Annotated in this window: 15 protein-coding genes; 5 read left to right on the forward strand and 10 right to left on the reverse strand. The window is 69.4% G+C overall.

Annotated features, from left to right (window positions below):
* The first annotated feature begins 99 nt into the window (after nt 1-99).
* The 3 genes from CLV54_RS09935 to CLV54_RS09945 all read left to right on the forward strand — a co-directional run bounded on the left by CLV54_RS09935 (nt 100) and on the right by CLV54_RS09945 (nt 3610).
* Nucleotides 100-1224 (forward strand): aminotransferase class V-fold PLP-dependent enzyme, encoded by a 1125-nt coding sequence (locus tag CLV54_RS09935; RefSeq protein WP_100344803.1) that lies wholly within the window; start codon nt 100-102, stop codon nt 1222-1224.
* Between the two features lie 211 nt (nt 1225-1435).
* Nucleotides 1436-2860 (forward strand): RNA 5'-3' helicase PhoH2, encoded by a 1425-nt coding sequence (gene phoH2, locus CLV54_RS09940; RefSeq protein ID WP_100344804.1) that lies wholly within the window; start codon nt 1436-1438, stop codon nt 2858-2860.
* A gap of 195 nt (nt 2861-3055) precedes the next feature.
* On the forward strand, nt 3056-3610 hold the full coding sequence (locus CLV54_RS09945) for a prepilin peptidase (RefSeq protein ID WP_100344805.1): 555 nt from the start codon (nt 3056-3058) through the stop codon (nt 3608-3610).
* Nucleotides 3611-3699: 89 nt separating this feature from the next.
* On the opposite strand, the gene CLV54_RS09950 is transcribed toward CLV54_RS09945, so the two are convergent.
* The 5 genes from CLV54_RS09950 to xseA form a co-directional block, all read right to left on the reverse strand.
* Complete coding sequence (locus CLV54_RS09950; protein WP_100344806.1) at nt 3700-5109, reverse strand: class II fumarate hydratase; 1410 nt, start codon at nt 5107-5109, stop codon at nt 3700-3702.
* Between the two features lie 109 nt (nt 5110-5218).
* Nucleotides 5219-5857 carry a carbonic anhydrase gene (locus CLV54_RS09955; RefSeq protein WP_100345040.1) on the reverse strand — a complete coding sequence of 213 codons (639 nt, stop codon included), beginning with the start codon at nt 5855-5857 and terminating at the stop codon, nt 5219-5221.
* A gap of 5 nt (nt 5858-5862) precedes the next feature.
* Nucleotides 5863-6504 (reverse strand): DUF4245 domain-containing protein, encoded by a 642-nt coding sequence (locus CLV54_RS09960; protein WP_100344807.1) that lies wholly within the window; start codon nt 6502-6504, stop codon nt 5863-5865.
* Nucleotides 6501-6737: an exodeoxyribonuclease VII small subunit gene (locus tag CLV54_RS09965; RefSeq protein WP_100344808.1), complete on the reverse strand. Its 237-nt coding sequence runs from the start codon at nt 6735-6737 to the stop codon at nt 6501-6503. Before CLV54_RS09965 ends, CLV54_RS09960 begins: the two co-directional genes overlap by 4 nt.
* A 1-nt stretch (nt 6738) precedes the next feature.
* Nucleotides 6739-7980 carry an exodeoxyribonuclease VII large subunit gene (gene xseA / locus CLV54_RS09970; RefSeq protein WP_245861560.1) on the reverse strand — a complete coding sequence of 414 codons (1242 nt, stop codon included), beginning with the start codon at nt 7978-7980 and terminating at the stop codon, nt 6739-6741.
* A gap of 94 nt (nt 7981-8074) precedes the next feature.
* On the opposite strand from xseA, the gene CLV54_RS09975 reads away from it, so the two are divergent.
* Nucleotides 8075-9142 (forward strand): 4-hydroxy-3-methylbut-2-enyl diphosphate reductase, encoded by a 1068-nt coding sequence (locus CLV54_RS09975; protein WP_100345041.1) that lies wholly within the window; start codon nt 8075-8077, stop codon nt 9140-9142.
* A gap of 42 nt (nt 9143-9184) precedes the next feature.
* Here the strand turns inward: CLV54_RS09975 and CLV54_RS09980 are convergent, their stop codons facing one another.
* Nucleotides 9185-9874, reverse strand: coding sequence for a DUF6264 family protein (locus CLV54_RS09980; protein ID WP_100344810.1), 690 nt, complete (start codon nt 9872-9874; stop codon nt 9185-9187).
* Between the two features lie 3 nt (nt 9875-9877).
* Nucleotides 9878-10903, reverse strand: a complete 1026-nt coding sequence (gene fbaA / locus CLV54_RS09985; protein ID WP_100344811.1) for a class II fructose-bisphosphate aldolase — start codon at nt 10901-10903, stop codon at nt 9878-9880.
* A gap of 169 nt (nt 10904-11072) precedes the next feature.
* Between fbaA and glpX the strand changes: the two genes are divergently transcribed.
* The gene (gene glpX, locus CLV54_RS09990) at nt 11073-12065 is read left to right on the forward strand and encodes a class II fructose-bisphosphatase (protein WP_425430275.1); all 993 of its coding nucleotides are present in this window, start codon (nt 11073-11075) and stop codon (nt 12063-12065) included.
* Nucleotides 12066-12169: 104 nt separating this feature from the next.
* Here the strand turns inward: glpX and CLV54_RS09995 are convergent, their stop codons facing one another.
* From CLV54_RS09995 to CLV54_RS10005, 3 genes are all read right to left on the reverse strand, one after another.
* Nucleotides 12170-13558, reverse strand: a complete 1389-nt coding sequence (locus CLV54_RS09995) for a DNA recombination protein RmuC (RefSeq protein WP_100344812.1) — start codon at nt 13556-13558, stop codon at nt 12170-12172.
* 79 nt (nt 13559-13637) lie between these two features.
* Complete coding sequence (locus CLV54_RS10000; protein ID WP_100344813.1) at nt 13638-14399, reverse strand: GntR family transcriptional regulator; 762 nt, start codon at nt 14397-14399, stop codon at nt 13638-13640.
* A gap of 84 nt (nt 14400-14483) precedes the next feature.
* Nucleotides 14484-15086: an exonuclease domain-containing protein gene (locus CLV54_RS10005; RefSeq protein ID WP_100344814.1), complete on the reverse strand. Its 603-nt coding sequence runs from the start codon at nt 15084-15086 to the stop codon at nt 14484-14486.
* Nucleotides 15087-15189: the final 103 nt, after the last annotated feature.

Consider the following 15189-nt stretch of genomic DNA (forward strand, 5'->3'; position numbering starts at 1 on the left):
GGATCCGCCCCCTTGACCGCGCGGGCTCCTGCATGTGGGAGGGTGCGAGTCGAGGAGGTGGTGGCGGCTCTGTCAGAATGAGCGCTGGGAAGGGAGACGATGACCACCGTCGACGAGTTCGCGAGCCGGTTCAGCGATGAGCCGGGATACCTCGATTTCGGCCGCATCGGGCCCCTGGCGACATCCGTTCTCGATGAGATCCAGGTGCAGACCGAGCTTCTCGCCCGCGCCCGCTTCGGCAGCCTCGCGCACCTCGAGGAGCAGGACCAGCGCGTGCGCGACGCCGTCTCGGCCCTCACCGGCTTCCCCTCCGACCACGTCGTCTTCCAGCCGAACGCGAGCTCGGGGCTCATGCACGCGATGTTCGGGCTCACCGGTGGGGTGCTCCTCTCCGCCGCCGAGTTCCCGAGTCTCACCTTCGCAGCCGTGCGCGCCTCGGAGCACCTCGGCGTCGTGACGCCGCTGTGGCTCGAGACCGACCACGGCCGGGTCACCCCGGGCCAGATCCGCGACCAGATCACGCCCACGACCGCCGCGGTCGCCGTGAGCCTCGTGGACTCGCGCACGGGCTACCTCGCCGACATCGAGGGCATCCGCCAGGTCATCGGCGATCGGCTGCTCATCGTCGACGCGATCCAGGGCTTCGGCGTCGTCGACGCCCCTTACGAGGTCGCCGACGTCGTCGTCTCGGGCGGCCAGAAGTGGACGCGCGCGGGCTGGGGCACCGGGTTCATGGCCCTGAGCGACCGTGCTCTCGAGCAGCTCGACCCTGTGATCTCCGGATTCTCGGCGACGGATGTCGAGGGCACCCCCTTCGACGACGTGCCGCCGCCCTCGCACTCCGCCCGGGCGTTCTCCATCAGCAACCCCGACCGCGTCGCGCAGGCGCGGTTCGCCGCGGCGCTCGAGGAGATCCACAGCGTGGGCGTCGCCGACATCCAGGCCGACATCGCCGAGCGCGTGTCGCGGGTCATCGACCTCGCCGACGAGTTCGCCCTCACCGTCACCTCCTCGCGCGACGAGAGCGAGCGGGCCGGCCTCGTTGTGCTCGAACCGCCGACCGGGCAGCTGACGGTGCTCGCGGCATCCCTCTTCAACCACGGGATCACGGCGACGACCAGGACGTCCTCGGTGCGGCTGAGCGTGCACGTGTCGACGGGACAGGACACCCTCGACATGCTCCAGGCGGCGCTGACCTCCTTCGCGACGGCCTCCAACTACTGAGCCCGGCGGGCTCGACCGCACCACCCGACGGCCCCCGGAATCCGCACGCCGGGCGCCCGTGTGAACGCCGTATAAATGTGCGTGTCGTTCACGCGAGATTCGTTTCGTGTGCGTAGCGTCGTGCTCATCAGGTATGGCGCCTGATCGAGACGGCCACGTAAGTTCGTTCTCGCATCGTATGTGGCCGGCTCGCCAAGAATCCGAGAGCGCAATGCGACTCGGGGTGGGAGTGGTTGTGGCCTCACTGCATATTCAACAGCCGGAGAAAACTCAACAGCCAGAACGTCGGCAGGGCGACGGAACCCGTTACGGGGAGTCGCAGCAGACGGCCGACAGGATCGAACAGACCGAGCGTACCTACGTACTGGATACCTCGGTCTTGCTGTCCGACCCGAAGGCGATGTTCCGGTTCGCTGAGCACGCCGTCGTACTGCCCGTCGTCGTCGTGAGCGAGCTCGAGTCGAAACGCAACGACCCGGAGATCGGATACTTCGCCCGGCAGGCGCTCCGCAACCTCGACGAGCTGCGCATCCAGCACGAACGCCTCGACTTCCCGATCCCGGTGGGGGAGGGCGGTTCGCTGCGGGTCGAGCTCAACCACTCCAACATGTCGGTTCTGCCCTCGGGCCTGCAGCTCGGCGACAACGACTCGCGCATCCTCGCCGTCGCCCAGAACCTCGCCAACGACGGGCTCGCGGTCACGGTCGTGTCGAAAGACCTGCCGTTGCGGGTCAAGGCCGCCTCGATCGGCCTCGCCGCCGAGGAGTACCGCGCCGAGCTCGCCGTCGACTCCGGCTGGACCGGGATGGGCGACATCACGCTCGGCTCCGGTGACATGGCCGACCTCTACGAGCACGAGACCATGGAGTCGGCGCTCGTCGAGGACATGCCCGTCAACACGGGTCTCGTCATCCACTCGGATCGCGGCTCGGCCCTCGGCCGGGTCACGGGAAAACGCGAGTTCAAGCTCGTGCGCGGCGATCGCGACGTCTTCGGGCTGCACGGACGTTCGGCGGAGCAGCGCCTCGCCATCGACCTCCTGCTCGATCCGGAGATCGGCATCCTGTCGCTGGGGGGTCGAGCTGGTACGGGGAAGTCCGCTCTGGCCCTGTGCGCGGGGCTCGAGGCCGTGCTCGAACGCCAGCAGCACAAGAAGATCATGGTCTTCCGCCCGCTCTACGCGGTCGGCGGCCAGGAGCTCGGCTACCTTCCCGGCGATCAGGCGGAGAAGATGAACCCGTGGGCACAGGCGGTGTTCGACACGCTCGGGGCCATCGTCTCCGACAACGTGCTCGAGGAGGTGCTCGACCGCGGCATCCTCGAGGTGCTGCCGCTCACGCACATCCGCGGCCGGTCGCTGCACGACGCCTTCGTGATCGTCGACGAGGCGCAGTCGCTCGAGCGCAACGTGCTGCTGACGGTGCTCAGCAGGGTCGGCCAGAACTCCCGCGTTGTGCTCACCCACGACGTCGCCCAGCGCGACAACCTGCGGGTCGGCCGGCACGACGGGGTCGCCTCGGTGATCGAGACGCTCAAGGGGCACCCGCTCTTCGGGCACATCACCCTCACCCGCTCGGAGCGCTCGGCGATCGCCGCCCTCGTGACCGAGATGCTCGAGTCGAACGAGGTCGCCTGACAGCCTGATCGGATCGCTCCGGCATGGCTCCGTGACGGCAACTCTGGCTGCAGCGCCGTATCGACCGCTGAATCCCGGCGTGTCGGATGACGCGGTGCTCTGCGGCATGAGTTGCCGTCACTCGCCTGTGCGTTCGCGCGTCCAGCCTGTGGACAGCGTGCGCGAGCGATCGCGCGCGCTGTCTAGGCTGCGGGGATGTCACGTCGAGACCCCTGGCGGATCGCCCTCTTCTCGGGGCTCGCCGTAGCTCTCGCGGCTCTCGCGGTCGCCGCCGTGGGAGTCGCCCCGGCCCTGCCCCCGCTCCTCTACCTCGCGGCGGTCACGCCGGAACTGTGGCGCGTCGACGTGGCCCGGCACCGGCTGCCCAACGCACTCGTGCTGCCGGGCTATCCGGTCGTCGTCACGGGCCTCGTCTGGCAGGGCGTGCAGGATGCCGCGGCCCTTCCGCTCGCGCTCGCCTGCACCCTGGGCTACCCGCTGTTCCTGCTGCTGCTCCACGCGGGCGGCGGCATGGGCATGGGCGACGTCAAGCTCGGCCTGCTGATCGGCGGCGCGCTCGGGCTCGTGGGGGTCGGCGCGACGGTCGTGGGCGTGGTGCTCGCGTTCCTCGGGGGAGGGGTGGTCGCGGCATCCGCTCTCGTGCTCGCGCGCCGCAGACGGTCACCGGCGGCGCGGATGCCGTTCGGGCCCTTTATGCTCGCCGGCGCCTGGCTCGCACCGGCGCTCGACGGTCTTGTTCTTGTGCCCTGAGAAACACCGAGCGCGGGTTTGTTGCCGAACGACGAGCGCCGGTGTGGCGCGCTCGGCAACAAACCCGCGCTCGGCGCGTCGTGGGGATGTCAGCCCTGGGGCGGGCGGGTCATCGAGAGCACGTCGAGCGCGGAGTCGAGCAGCTCGAGGCTGACCTCGCCGCGCTCCACGAAACCGAGGTCGATGACCGCCTCGCGGATCGTGATGCTCCGCGACACGGCGTGCTTGGCGACCTTCGCGGCCGCCTCGTAGCCGATGACCCGGTTGAGCGGCGTGACGATCGAGGGGGAGGACTCGGCGAGGGCGCGTGCGCGTTCCAGGTTCGCCTCGAGGCCGTCGATCGTCTTGTCGGCGAGCACGCGGGAGGCCTGGCTGAGCAGGCGGATCGACTCGAGCAGGGCGGTGCCCATGACCGGGATCGCGACGTTGAGCTCGAAGGAGCCCGAGGCGCCCGACCAGGCGATCGTCGCGTCGTTGCCGATGACCCGCGAGGCGACCTGCAGCACCGCCTCGGGGATGACCGGGTTGACCTTGCCGGGCATGATCGAGGAGCCGGGCTGGAGGTCGGGGATGTGCAGCTCGCCGAGACCCGTGTTGGGCCCGGAGCCCATCCAGCGCAGGTCGTTGCTGATCTTGGTGAGGCTCACGGCGAGCACACGCAGCGCGCCGGATGCCTCGACGAGGGCGTCGCGCGCGCCCTGCGCCTCGAAGTGGTCGCGGGCCTCGGTGATCGGCAGCTCGGTCTCGAGCGTGAGCAGCTCGATGACGAGCTGGGGGAATCCCGCGGGGGTGTTGATGCCGGTTCCGACGGCCGTGCCGCCGAGCGGCACCTCGGCGACGCGGTTGATCGTGCTCCGCACACGTTCGATTCCGTAGCGCACCTGGGCCGCGTAGCCGCCGAACTCCTGCCCGAGGGTCACGGGGGTCGCATCCATGAGGTGGGTGCGGCCGGCCTTGACCGCTCCGGCCCACAGCTCGGCCTTCGCCTCGAGGGCGACGGCGAGATGGTCGAGCGAGGGGATGAGGTTGTCGATGAGCGCGCTCGTGACCGCGATGTGAACGGATGTCGGGAAGACGTCGTTCGACGACTGCGAGGCGTTCACATGGTCGTTGGGGTGCACGGGGCGGCCGAGGCTGCGGCTCGCGAGGGTGGCGAGCACCTCGTTCATGTTCATGTTCGAGGAGGTTCCGCTGCCGGTCTGGTAGACGTCGATGGGGAACTCGCTGTCGAGCGCGCCCGTGATGACCTCGTCGGCGGCCTGGGCGATGGCGGCCGCGACGTCGTCGTCGAGCACGCCGAGCCGGGCGTTGGCCAGCGCGGCCGACTTCTTGATGCGTGCGAGCGCCGCGATCTGGGCCGACTCCAGAACGGAGCCGGAGATCGGGAAGTTCTCGACGGCTCGCTGGGTCTGTGCGCCGTAGAGGGCGTCTTTCGGCACCCTCACCTCGCCCATCGTGTCGTGTTCGATCCGGTACTCGGGGTTCGAGTTCTCCACCACTGTGTGACTGTCCTTAAGGCTGGTTGGGGCGATTCGTTGGTGTTGCGTTGATTATTCGGTGTCGAGGCGGTTGATCCGGTGTTCGTGCTTCTTCGGCGACCCGCGGGTCTCAGACGTTTCCGACGACGATGTCGGGCACGGCACGGCCCTCGAGAAGCCGATAGTTCGCACCGACGATAGCCAGGGTACCTTCTGCGATGGCGCTCGTGATCATCTCGGAGCTTTCCAGGAGCTCGGCGACCGTGTCGCGCAGATGCTCCCGGCCGACCTCGGAGGCATCGACCGTCGCGGGGTCGATCACGCCGTCCACGGGCGTCTTGACCCGGCGCACGGCGGGAACGATCCTCTGGATGAGGTTGTCGATGTGCGGGGGCAGCGGCGCGGCATCCGCCCCCTGCGAGTCGATCGCGGCCCGGACGGCACCGCATTCGTCGTGGCCGAGCACGATGATGAGCGAGACGCCCAGAACGCCCACGGCGTATTCGAGCGAGCCGATGACCGACTCCGAGATGACCTGGCCGGCGTTGCGCACGACGAAGAGGTCGCCGAGACCCTTGTCGAAGATGATCTCGGCGGCCAGGCGGGAGTCGCTGCAGCCGAAGAGGGCGGCGAGAGGCGCCTGGGCGGTGGCGAGCTCGTGGCGGCGTTCGACGTCTTGCCGAGGATGCTGCGGCGCGCCCACGATGAATCGCTCGTTGCCGCTCAGCATCTCCTGCCACACGTGCTCCGGGGTGCGGTCGTCGTTCATCGTGCTCATCTCTGCTGGTCGAGCTGCGCGGACACGGCGCTCGCGAGCGTCTCGAACTCGGCGTCGCCGGCGGTGCCGAAGAGCACGATCGTGTCTGCGCCCGTCTGCGTCACGAGCGCGTATTCGACGTTGCCGACGTCGTCGGAGCCTCGGTTGTCGTAGACATCCCACTGGCGGCCGTCGATGGTGGTCGTGGCGCTCGGCAGGGTGCCCGCCACCTGCTCGTCGAGCCAGGTGGGGTTGGTGTCGAAGCCCTGAGTGAGGCCAACGAACTCGTCTTTCGGGGTGATGAAGCCGATGTACCAGTACTCGATGCCGTCGGCACCGCCCGTGCGCACCTCGGCGGCGTTCGCGCTCCAGCCGCCGGGCAGCTCGGGGCTCAGCGCGGTCTCGTCGACCGTGCGCTGGGCGTCGACGGCGACGGCCGCGTAGTCGACGGAGCGGTCGATCGGGTTGTCGTTGCGCGGCACGAGCAGCACGATGACGATTGCCAGGCCCACGGTGGCGAGAAGGGAGGCGACGAGGTTGTTGAGAGTCTGCCGGTTGCGGTGGTTGCGCGAGTTCTCGGCCTTGCGTGCCGCCGTCTCCTCCGGCGTCTCGGGGCGCCCGAGCTCCGCGACGATGCGCGGTGGCTTCGTGGGGCTCATGGGCGGTCGGCGGAGGGCTGGGCGGCGCGGGCTGCGTCGAGGCGCGCCTTCGCACCGATGAGCCATTCCTCGCACCGCCGGGCGAGGGCCTCCCCGCGCTCCCAGAGGGCGAGGGACTCTTCGAGAGTCGACGAGCCCTGCTCGAGCTCGTTCACGACGCGAACGAGCTCATCGCGGGCCTGCTCGTAGCTGAGCGCCGCTATGTCGTCGGTGGTCGGGGGCATGGCATCCATTCTATTTGCTCTGCCCGCCGTCGTGCGGGTCTGCGACCGGGCCTGTGGATGTCGCGCGAATCGAGCCCTCGGCGAGGGTGAGCAGCAGCTCGGTCGCCGCCGGCGCCTGGCCTGCCGCCCGCAGGACCGAGCCCGAGGGCAGCTGGGCGATCGCGTAGCCGCGGTCGAGGGTGCGCTGCGGGGAGAGCGCGCGCACGTGGGCCCGCAGCTCGGCGACCTGGTTCTCGGCGCGCTCGAGCATCCGGCCCGTGAGCTCGACGCCCCGGGCGACGTAGCGCGTGAGATCCTCGGCGCGTGAGTCGACGATCCAGCTCGTGGTCGCGAGGGCGGGGCGTGACCGCAGCTGCTCGACCCGGTCGATCTCGTTCGCGAGAAAGGAGGTGAGCCGCATGCCGAGGCGCGCCCGGGACTGCTGCACGCGAGAGAGCTCCTCGGAGACGTCGGGCACCACGCGCTTCGCGGCGTCCGTCGGTGTGGAGGCCCGCAGGTCGGCGACCTCGTCGAGCAGCGGCCGGTCGGCCTCGTGCCCGATCGCGCTCACGAGCGGCGTGCGGCAGGCCGCGGCGGCGCGCACGAGCGACTCGTCGCTGAAGCCGAGGAGGTTCTGGAAGTCGCCGCCGCCGCGCGCCACGATGATGACGTCGACCTCGGGGTCGGCGTCGAGCTCGTGGATGGCCGCCGTCACCTCGCTCACGACCCTCTCGCCCTGCACGGCGGCGTGGATGACACGGAACTCCACGGCGGGCCAGCGCAGCTGGGCGTTGCGCAGCACGTCTTTCTCGGCGTCGCTGTCTTTGCCCGTGATGAGGCCGATGCGCTGGGGCAGGAAGGGGAGGGGCTTCTTGCGGGCCGGGTCGAAGAGCCCCTCGCTCGCGAGGAGGGCGCGCAGCCGCTCGAGCCGCTCGAGCAGATCGCCGAGCCCCACGTGGCGCATCTCGAAGACCTGCATCGTGAGCGTGCCGCCCTTGACCCAGTAGTTGGGCTTCACGAGCGCGATGACGCGGTCGCCCTGCTTGAGGTCGTCGGGGATCTTGCCCCGCACCGACGACCAGATGGTGAACGAGACCGTCGCGTCGGCCGTGAGATCTTTGAGCTTGCCGTAGACGTTGCCGCCGCTCACACCCCACTGGGTGATCTCGCCCTCGATCCAGGCCGTGCCGAGACGGTCGATGTAGCCCTTGATCTTGGCGGAGAGCAGCCCGACTGACCACGGGGCGTCGAAGGTCGGCGCGTCATCCGTCACGTGGTGCTCCCATCGGGTCAGTGAGTGCTCAGCGCACGCGCCGTAGAATTGCTCTGTGACTGACATCGCGCATCCACCGGCCATCGGCATCGGCATGCCCCGGGTTCCCGGTGCTCGCAACAGGCTAAAGGATACCCCCGTCACCGGGCCCAAACGTGTGCTGCTCGCCGCCCCGCGCGGCTACTGTGCAGGAGTGGACAGAGCGGTGGTCGCCGTCGAGAAGGCCCTCGACCACTACGGCGCCCCGGTCTACGTGCGCAAGCAGATCGTGCACAACATCCACGTCGTGAGGGAGCTCGAGAAGAAGGGCGCGATCTTCGTCGACGAGGTCGACGAGGTGCCGGCCGGCTCGCACATCGTCTTCTCGGCGCACGGCGTCTCGCCCGCCGTCGTGAACGCGGCGGCCGAGCGGGGGCTCCGGGCGATCGACGCGACCTGCCCCCTCGTCACGAAGGTCCACCGCGAGGCGGTGCGCTTCGCGAGCAAAGACCTGCAGATCCTCCTCATCGGCCACGAGGGTCACGAGGAGGTCGAGGGCACAGCCGGTGAGGCGCCGGAGCACACGACGCTCGTCGGCAGCCCCGAGGAGGCCGACACCGTCGTCGTGCGCGACCCCGACAAGGTCGTCTGGCTGTCGCAGACCACCCTCTCGGTCGACGAGACCATGGAGACCGTCCGCCGTCTGCGCGCGCGGTTCCCCAACCTCCAGGATCCGCCGAGCGACGACATCTGCTACGCGACCCAGAACCGCCAGGTCGCCATCCGCAAGGTCGCGGAGGACGCCGATCTGGTCATCGTCGTGGGCTCGGCGAACTCCTCCAACACGATGCGTCTCGTCGACGTCGCGCTCGAGTACGGCGCCAAGGCGGCCTACCGGGTGGACTACTCCTCCGAGATCAAGCAGGAGTGGCTCGACGGCGTGAGCACCGTCGGCGTCACGAGCGGCGCCTCCGTGCCCGAGGAGCTCGTGCAGGAGGTGCTCGAGGATCTCGCCGGAGCCGGATACGGCACCGTGCAGCAGGTGAAGACGGCCGAGGAGGACCTGATGTTCTCCCTGCCGAAGGAGCTGCGCACCGACAGCAGCGGCGCGCAGGACGCCCGTGCGCTCGGCGGCCGCACACGTCTGCTCGACTGGCAGCGCGCAGACGCGGCGGGCGAGTAGCCTCGCCCGCCCCGCTACGACTTCAGCGCTAGCGCTTCAGCCTCAGATGCCGCTCTGCTGCTGCACGTAGTCGGCGAAGGCCGGATCGGCGAGCACCAGCGTGGCGAAAACGGACCAGAAGATGATCGCCGCGACGATCCCGATCACGAGCGGCAGCCAGAAGGCGATCCTGCGTCTGCGCAGCAGCAGGATCGAGCCGGCCACCGCGATCAGGTAGAGAACGACATGGGTCACGACGATCGTGGTGATGAGGGCGCCGGCGTTGGAGGGCGTGACGTAGTCGGGAAGGCCCTCCTGGCTGTAGAACTGTGCCAGCGTGGTGGGTGAGCTGAGGGCGCTCACGGAGCCGAAGAAGGCTCCGAAGAGGCCGAAGACGAGCAGGATGATCGTGAGGATGAGATCCCAGGTGCGCGGCTTCTGCGCGGCCGGGGGCTGGGTCGGATAACCCATCGGGGGGCCTGCGGAGTAGCCCGGCGGCGGGTAGCCGGGCAAGTTGCCTCCGGGGGCGATCGGGCCGGGCGCCTGGCCGGAAGGCGCCGCGGGGGCCGGCGGCACGGCCGGGCCGGGGGCGGGCGGAGGCTCTGGAGGGGTGACGGGCGACACGTAGCCCGGGGGAGCGTACTCGCCGAAGCGCGGCCGCGGCCGGTTGTCGCTCGGCTGCTCGGCCGGCTGCTGCGTCGGCGGTTCGGCGCCCGGCTGCCCGGAGTCGTCGGGGTCGTTCGTGTCCGTCATCGTCTACTGTCCTGAATGCCCGGCGGAGCCGAGCTGTTGTGTCGCCTCGACCACGCGGGCCGCGAGGGCGCTTTCGGCGAGTTTGCCCCACGAGCGCGGGTCGTAGACCTTCTTGTTGCCGACCTCGCCGTCGACTTTGAGGAAGCCGTCGTAGTTGCGCAGAACGGTGTCGGCCACCGAGCGGCTGTAGGCGTACTGGGTGTCGGTGTCGATGTTCATCTTGACGACGCCGTTGCGCACGGCCTCGGCGATCTCCTCGTCGGTCGAGCCCGAGCCGCCGTGGAAGACGAGGTCGAAGGGCTTCTCGCCCGTCGAGTACTTCGCGGCGATGCCGTCCTGGATCTCCTTGAGCAGGTCGGGGCGCAGAACCACGTTGCCCGGCTTGTAGACGCCGTGCACGTTGCCGAAGGTGAGGGCGGCCATGTAACGCCCCTGCTCGCCCAGGCCGAGGGCCTCGACCGTCTTGATCGCGTCATCCAGGGTCGTGTAGAGGTGCTCGTTGATCTCGTGGCTCACGCCGTCCTCCTCGCCGCCGACGACGCCGATCTCGACCTCGAGGATGGCGTTGATCGCCTTCGTGCGGCGCAGCATGTCTTTCGCGATCTCGAGGTTCTCGTCGAGGGGGATGGCCGAGCCGTCCCACATGTGCGACTGGAAGATCGGGTTGCGGCCGGCCTTGACCTCTTCTTCCGAGGCGGCGATGAGCGGCAGCACGAAGTCGTCGAGCGCGTTCTTCGGGCAGTGGTCGGTGTGCAGCGCAACCGTGATCGGATAGTTCTTGGCGACCTCGGTGGCGAAGCGCGCGAAGGCGAGGGCTCCGGAGGCGCGGGCCTTGACGCTCTGGCCTGCGAAGAAGTCGGCGCCGCCGGTCGTGACCTGGATGATGCCGTCGGAACCGGCCTCGGTGAGGCCCTGGAGCACGCCGTTGATCGTCGACGAGGAGGACACGTTGACGGCCGGGTATGCGAATCCGCGGGTCTTGGCCTTGTCGAGCATCTCTGCGTACTGCTCGGGGGTGGCGATGGGCATGACTTCTCCTCAACGAGTGCGTGCGTGGTTGCTTCGAGTCTAGCGATTCGGGGCCGTTCACTCCCCTGTTCACAGGCTTGGCCTAGGCTCGGAGAAGGGCAGCGTCACGACCGTGAGCCCTGTTCTCGTCTTTGATTCCCGACCCACCACGTCCCGGAAGGACACGATCGTGATCTCCACGGATACCGCCTCTCTTTTCCTCCACCCCGACCGCAACCTCGCGATGGAACTCGTTCGAGCGACGGAGGCCGCGGCGATCCGCGCGACCCCGTACATCGGCAAGGGCCGCAAGAACGATGCCGACGGCGCGGCCGTCGACGCCATGCGGGCCTTCCTCGGAACCGTCAACTTCGACGGGATCGTCGTGATCGGCGAGGGCGAGAAAGACCGGGCTCCGATGCTCTTCAACGGTGAGCGCGTCGGCAACGGCCACGGCCCGGCGTGCGACATCGCCGTCGACCCGATCGACGGCACGAGCCTCACGGCGGCGGGCCGCCAGAACGCCCTGTCGATGATCGCCGTCTCCGACCGCGGCACGATGCTCGACGCCTCGAGCGTCTTCTACATGGACAAGATCGTGACGGATGCCACGGGCTACGGGGTCATCGACATCGAACGCCCCATCGGCGACAACATCCGCGCCCTCGCCAAGGCGAAGGGCAAAGACGTCGGCGAGATCACCGTCGCGGTGCTCGACCGGCCGCGGCACGAGCAGCTCGTCGACGACATCCGTGCGGCCGGTGCGGCGACGCGCATGATGCTCGACGGCGATGTGGCCGGCGGCATCAACGCGGCGCGCTACGGCACGCGCGTCGACATGTGCGCGGGCATCGGCGGCAGCCCGGAGGGCGTCGTCACGGCGTGCGCTCTCAAGGCCCTCGGCGGGTTCATCCAGACGAAGCTCCACCCGCGCACCGACGACGAGCGCCAGAAGGCCATCGACGCGGGTCTCGACGTCGACAAGGTGCTCAACGTCGACGATCTCGTGCGCGGCGACAACACCTTCTTCGTCGCGACCGGTGTCACCGACGGCCAACTGGTCAACGGCGTGCGCCGCCTCGGGCCCATCATCCGCACCGAGAGCATCGTGCTGCGCAGCAAGTCGGGGACCATCCGCCGCGTCGAGGCCGACCACCTCGCCGCGAAGTGGCTCGACGAGTAGAGCCGGTTCAGTCGCCCGGCAGCTCAGCCGTTCGGCAGCTCAGCCGTTCGGCAGTTCAATCACTCAGAAGTTCAATCACTCGGCAGTTCAATCACTCAAGCAGTTCAATCACTCAGACGCGCCCGCACCGGGTCGTGCCTGAGCTCTGCGGCCGGCGCCTCGAGCGCCGCGGCGTCTTCGAGTTCGGCGACGAGCTCGTAGGCCGTGAGCTCGCGCGGGGTCTCTTCGATGCCGGCGAGCGGGCTCAGCACCTTCGACTCGTCGAGCTTCGTGAGCTTGCGGGCCGTCGGCAGCACCTGGCGTTCGAGTGAGCCGACGAAGCCGTTGTAGTCCTTGACGGAGCGCTCGATCGAGCGGCCCAGCTTCTCGATGTGGGTCGCCGTCGTGGCGAGCCTCGAGTGCAGCTCGCGGCTCAGATCGAAGAGCTCCTTGGCCTCGTTCGTGAGCACGTCTTGCTGCCAGCTGAAGGCGACGGTCTTGAGCACCGACCAGAGGGTGACGGGGGAGGCGAGAGCGACCCGCTTGCCGAAGGCGAACTCCATGATCGAGGGGTCGGCCTCGAGCGCCGACGACACGAGCGACTCGCTCGGGATGAACGCGATGACGAGCTCGGGGGATGCCTCGAGCCCCTGCCAGTAGGCCTTGCTGCCGAGCGTCGTGATGTGGTCGCGCACGGCCTTCACATGCTGTTTGAGGTAGCTCTCGCGACGCGCGCCCTCCGCGCCCGTGGACGAGGCCGGGATCTGGCTCGCCTCGAGGTAGGAGTTGAAGGGCACCTTCGCGTCGACGGCGATGTTCTTGCCGCCCGGGAGGTGGATGACCATGTCGGGCCGGCCGGATCCGGCGTCGGAGACGATGCTCGACTGCACATCGAAGTCGACGCGTTCGATGAGCCCGGCGGCCTCGACGACGCTGCGCAGCTGGGTCTCGCCCCAGACGCCGCGGGTGCTGTTGGCCCGTAGGGCCGAGGCGAGGGACTCCGCCGTGCTGCGCAGGCGCTCCTCGGACTCCGTGGCGGAGCGCAGCTGCTGCGTGAGCTCGCCGTGCTGGGTGCTGCGCTGCGTCTCGAGCTCGGTGACCTTCTTCTGCATGCTCTGCAGCGTCTCCCGCACGGGCGCGAGCGCCTGCAGCACCTTGCTCTCGGCGCGCTCGCGCTCGCTCTGGGCGAGCTGCTCCGAGCGCTGACGCTCGACGAGCTCGCGGTACTGGCTCTGGTGCACGAGCAGCTGCTCGCGCAGCGCGTCGGCCGTCGCGTCGAGCGCGGCCAGCTCGGCGCGCAGCTCGGCGCGCAGCTGGGCCTCGTCGGCGCGCAGCTCCGAGAGCTCGGCCACGTGGCGCGCCTCGACGAGCGCGGGGTCTTCGGCCGCGGCATCCGCCTGAGCCGTCTCGTTCACGCGTCGTGCGCGCATGAGCAGAGCGACGGGCACGCCGATCGCCGCGCCGACGATCGCGCCGATCACGATGCCGATGAGAAGAGCGAGGATGGGATCCATGCCTTCAGTGTCGCAGCAGCCTCCGACACCGGCGGGAGCTCGCTCGGCGGTGCGCGACGCGACGTGATGCGGCGCCGCATCACTTGTCGACGAGCGTGACCTCGATCGTGTACATGTCGGGCCGGTAGCTGTGGTTGCCGTAGTCGATGGCCCGACCGGAGTCGTCGAAGACCGTCCTCTGCATCGTGAGCACGGGGGAGCCCGCGTCGACCATGAGCAGCCGGCACTCCTCCTCGCTCGCGAGCCGTGCGCTGATGCCCTGCCGCGCGACCCGGATCGCGTTGCCCCGTGCCCGCAGCACCTGGTAGAGCCCGTGCTCGACGAGGTCGTGCTCGTCGATGTCGTTCAGGTCGCCGGGCAGGAAGTTCTCCATGACGGCCACGGGAACGCCTTCGGCGAGGCGCACGCGTTTGAGGCGCAGCACGGGTGTCGCGGCATCCACCCCCAGGCCTTCGGCGACCGTCTCGCTCGCCGGCACCATCTCGCGCGCCAGCATGACCGTCGTCGGGTGCTTGTTGCCCTTGGCGAGGGCCTCGAAGAGGCTCGTGAGCTGCAGCTCACGAGAGGCCGTGCCCTGCACGACCTGCGTGCCGATTCCCCGGCGGCGCACGACGAAGCCCTTGTCGACGAGCTGCTGGATGGCGCGGCGCACCGTGGGGCGCGAGAGCCCCACTCTCTCGCCGAACGCGATCTCGTTCTCGAGCCGCGCGCCCGAGGGCAGGTGGCCCTCGGCGATCGCCCTCTCGATACGGTGGGCCACCTGCTCGTAGAGAGGATCGGCGCCCCAACGGTCGAGGTCGGCGAAGAGCTCGGCGGGCAGCAGGTACTCAACCCGGTTCATGGCCCTCCCAACGTCGACGGTGGTGGCTTGACGTCGCCATGCTCCGACCCTAGCGGAGGGCCGGCGGCGGGAGAACCGGGTCGCTCATCGTGCTGCCGCGGTCGCGACCGCGGCAGCGGCCGGCCCGATTGACTTGACACTCACCCGCGCGGCCGCGGCGAGCTCGGCGAGGTCGCCGGCGCCGTGCCGGCCCGCCGCGTGCACGACGATCGCCGCGCAGGCCTCGGCGTCGGCGAGGGCGTCGTGGTGCCGGAAGTCGTCGAAGCCCGCGGCCATCGCGGCGACGGGCAGTCGGTAGGAGTCGAGCTCGTAGGTGCGGCGGGCCACCTGCAGGCTGCACACGTAGTCGAGCTGCGGGCAGTCGAGGTAGGTCGCGGCGCACGCCGAGCGGATGACGCCCATGTCGAAGGCCGCGTTGTGCGCGACCATGACGTCGCCGTCGGCGAAGGCCAGGAGGTCGGGCAGCTGCTCGGGCCAGGTGCGGGCGTCCGCGACATCCTGCGCCCTGATGCCGTGGATGCGGGTGTTCCACTCGAGGAAGAAGTCGTGCCCGAGAGGCGGCCGGATGAACCAGCTCGCCCGGTCGACGACACGCCCCTCCTTCACCTTGACGAGCCCGACCGAGCACGCGGAGGCGCTGCTCGAGTTGGCGGTTTCGAAGTCGATCGCGGTGAATTCCAATGGCACGCCCTCATCGTCTCACCCCCCTCCGACTCTGCCTGCCACGCCTCGCGAGTGGACGCGAAACGGGGGTCCTCGGGCATCCGCACACCCGTTTCGCGTCCACTCG

The organism is Compostimonas suwonensis (assembly GCF_002797855.1).
Lineage (GTDB): Bacteria > Actinomycetota > Actinomycetes > Actinomycetales > Microbacteriaceae > Compostimonas > Compostimonas suwonensis.

What these genes read in the sequence shown, in the direction of transcription:
- CLV54_RS09995 (WP_100344812.1), bottom strand. Translation starts at nt 13,558, where the DNA reads ATGGATCCCATCCTCGCTCTTCTCATCGGCATCGTGATCGGCGCGATC.
- fbaA (WP_100344811.1), bottom strand. Translation starts at nt 10,903, where the DNA reads ATGCCCATCGCCACCCCCGAGCAGTACGCAGAGATGCTCGACAAGGCC.
- CLV54_RS09975 (WP_100345041.1), top strand. Translation starts at nt 8,075, where the DNA reads ATGCCCCGGGTTCCCGGTGCTCGCAACAGGCTAAAGGATACCCCCGTC.
- CLV54_RS09945 (WP_100344805.1), top strand. Translation starts at nt 3,056, where the DNA reads ATGTCACGTCGAGACCCCTGGCGGATCGCCCTCTTCTCGGGGCTCGCC.
- CLV54_RS09980 (WP_100344810.1), bottom strand. Translation starts at nt 9,874, where the DNA reads ATGACGGACACGAACGACCCCGACGACTCCGGGCAGCCGGGCGCCGAA.
- CLV54_RS09960 (WP_100344807.1), bottom strand. Translation starts at nt 6,504, where the DNA reads ATGAGCCCCACGAAGCCACCGCGCATCGTCGCGGAGCTCGGGCGCCCC.
- CLV54_RS09965 (WP_100344808.1), bottom strand. Translation starts at nt 6,737, where the DNA reads ATGGATGCCATGCCCCCGACCACCGACGACATAGCGGCGCTCAGCTAC.
- CLV54_RS09955 (WP_100345040.1), bottom strand. Translation starts at nt 5,857, where the DNA reads ATGAACGACGACCGCACCCCGGAGCACGTGTGGCAGGAGATGCTGAGC.
- CLV54_RS10000 (WP_100344813.1), bottom strand. Translation starts at nt 14,399, where the DNA reads ATGAACCGGGTTGAGTACCTGCTGCCCGCCGAGCTCTTCGCCGACCTC.
- CLV54_RS09935 (WP_100344803.1), top strand. Translation starts at nt 100, where the DNA reads ATGACCACCGTCGACGAGTTCGCGAGCCGGTTCAGCGATGAGCCGGGA.
- phoH2 (WP_100344804.1), top strand. Translation starts at nt 1,436, where the DNA reads ATGCGACTCGGGGTGGGAGTGGTTGTGGCCTCACTGCATATTCAACAG.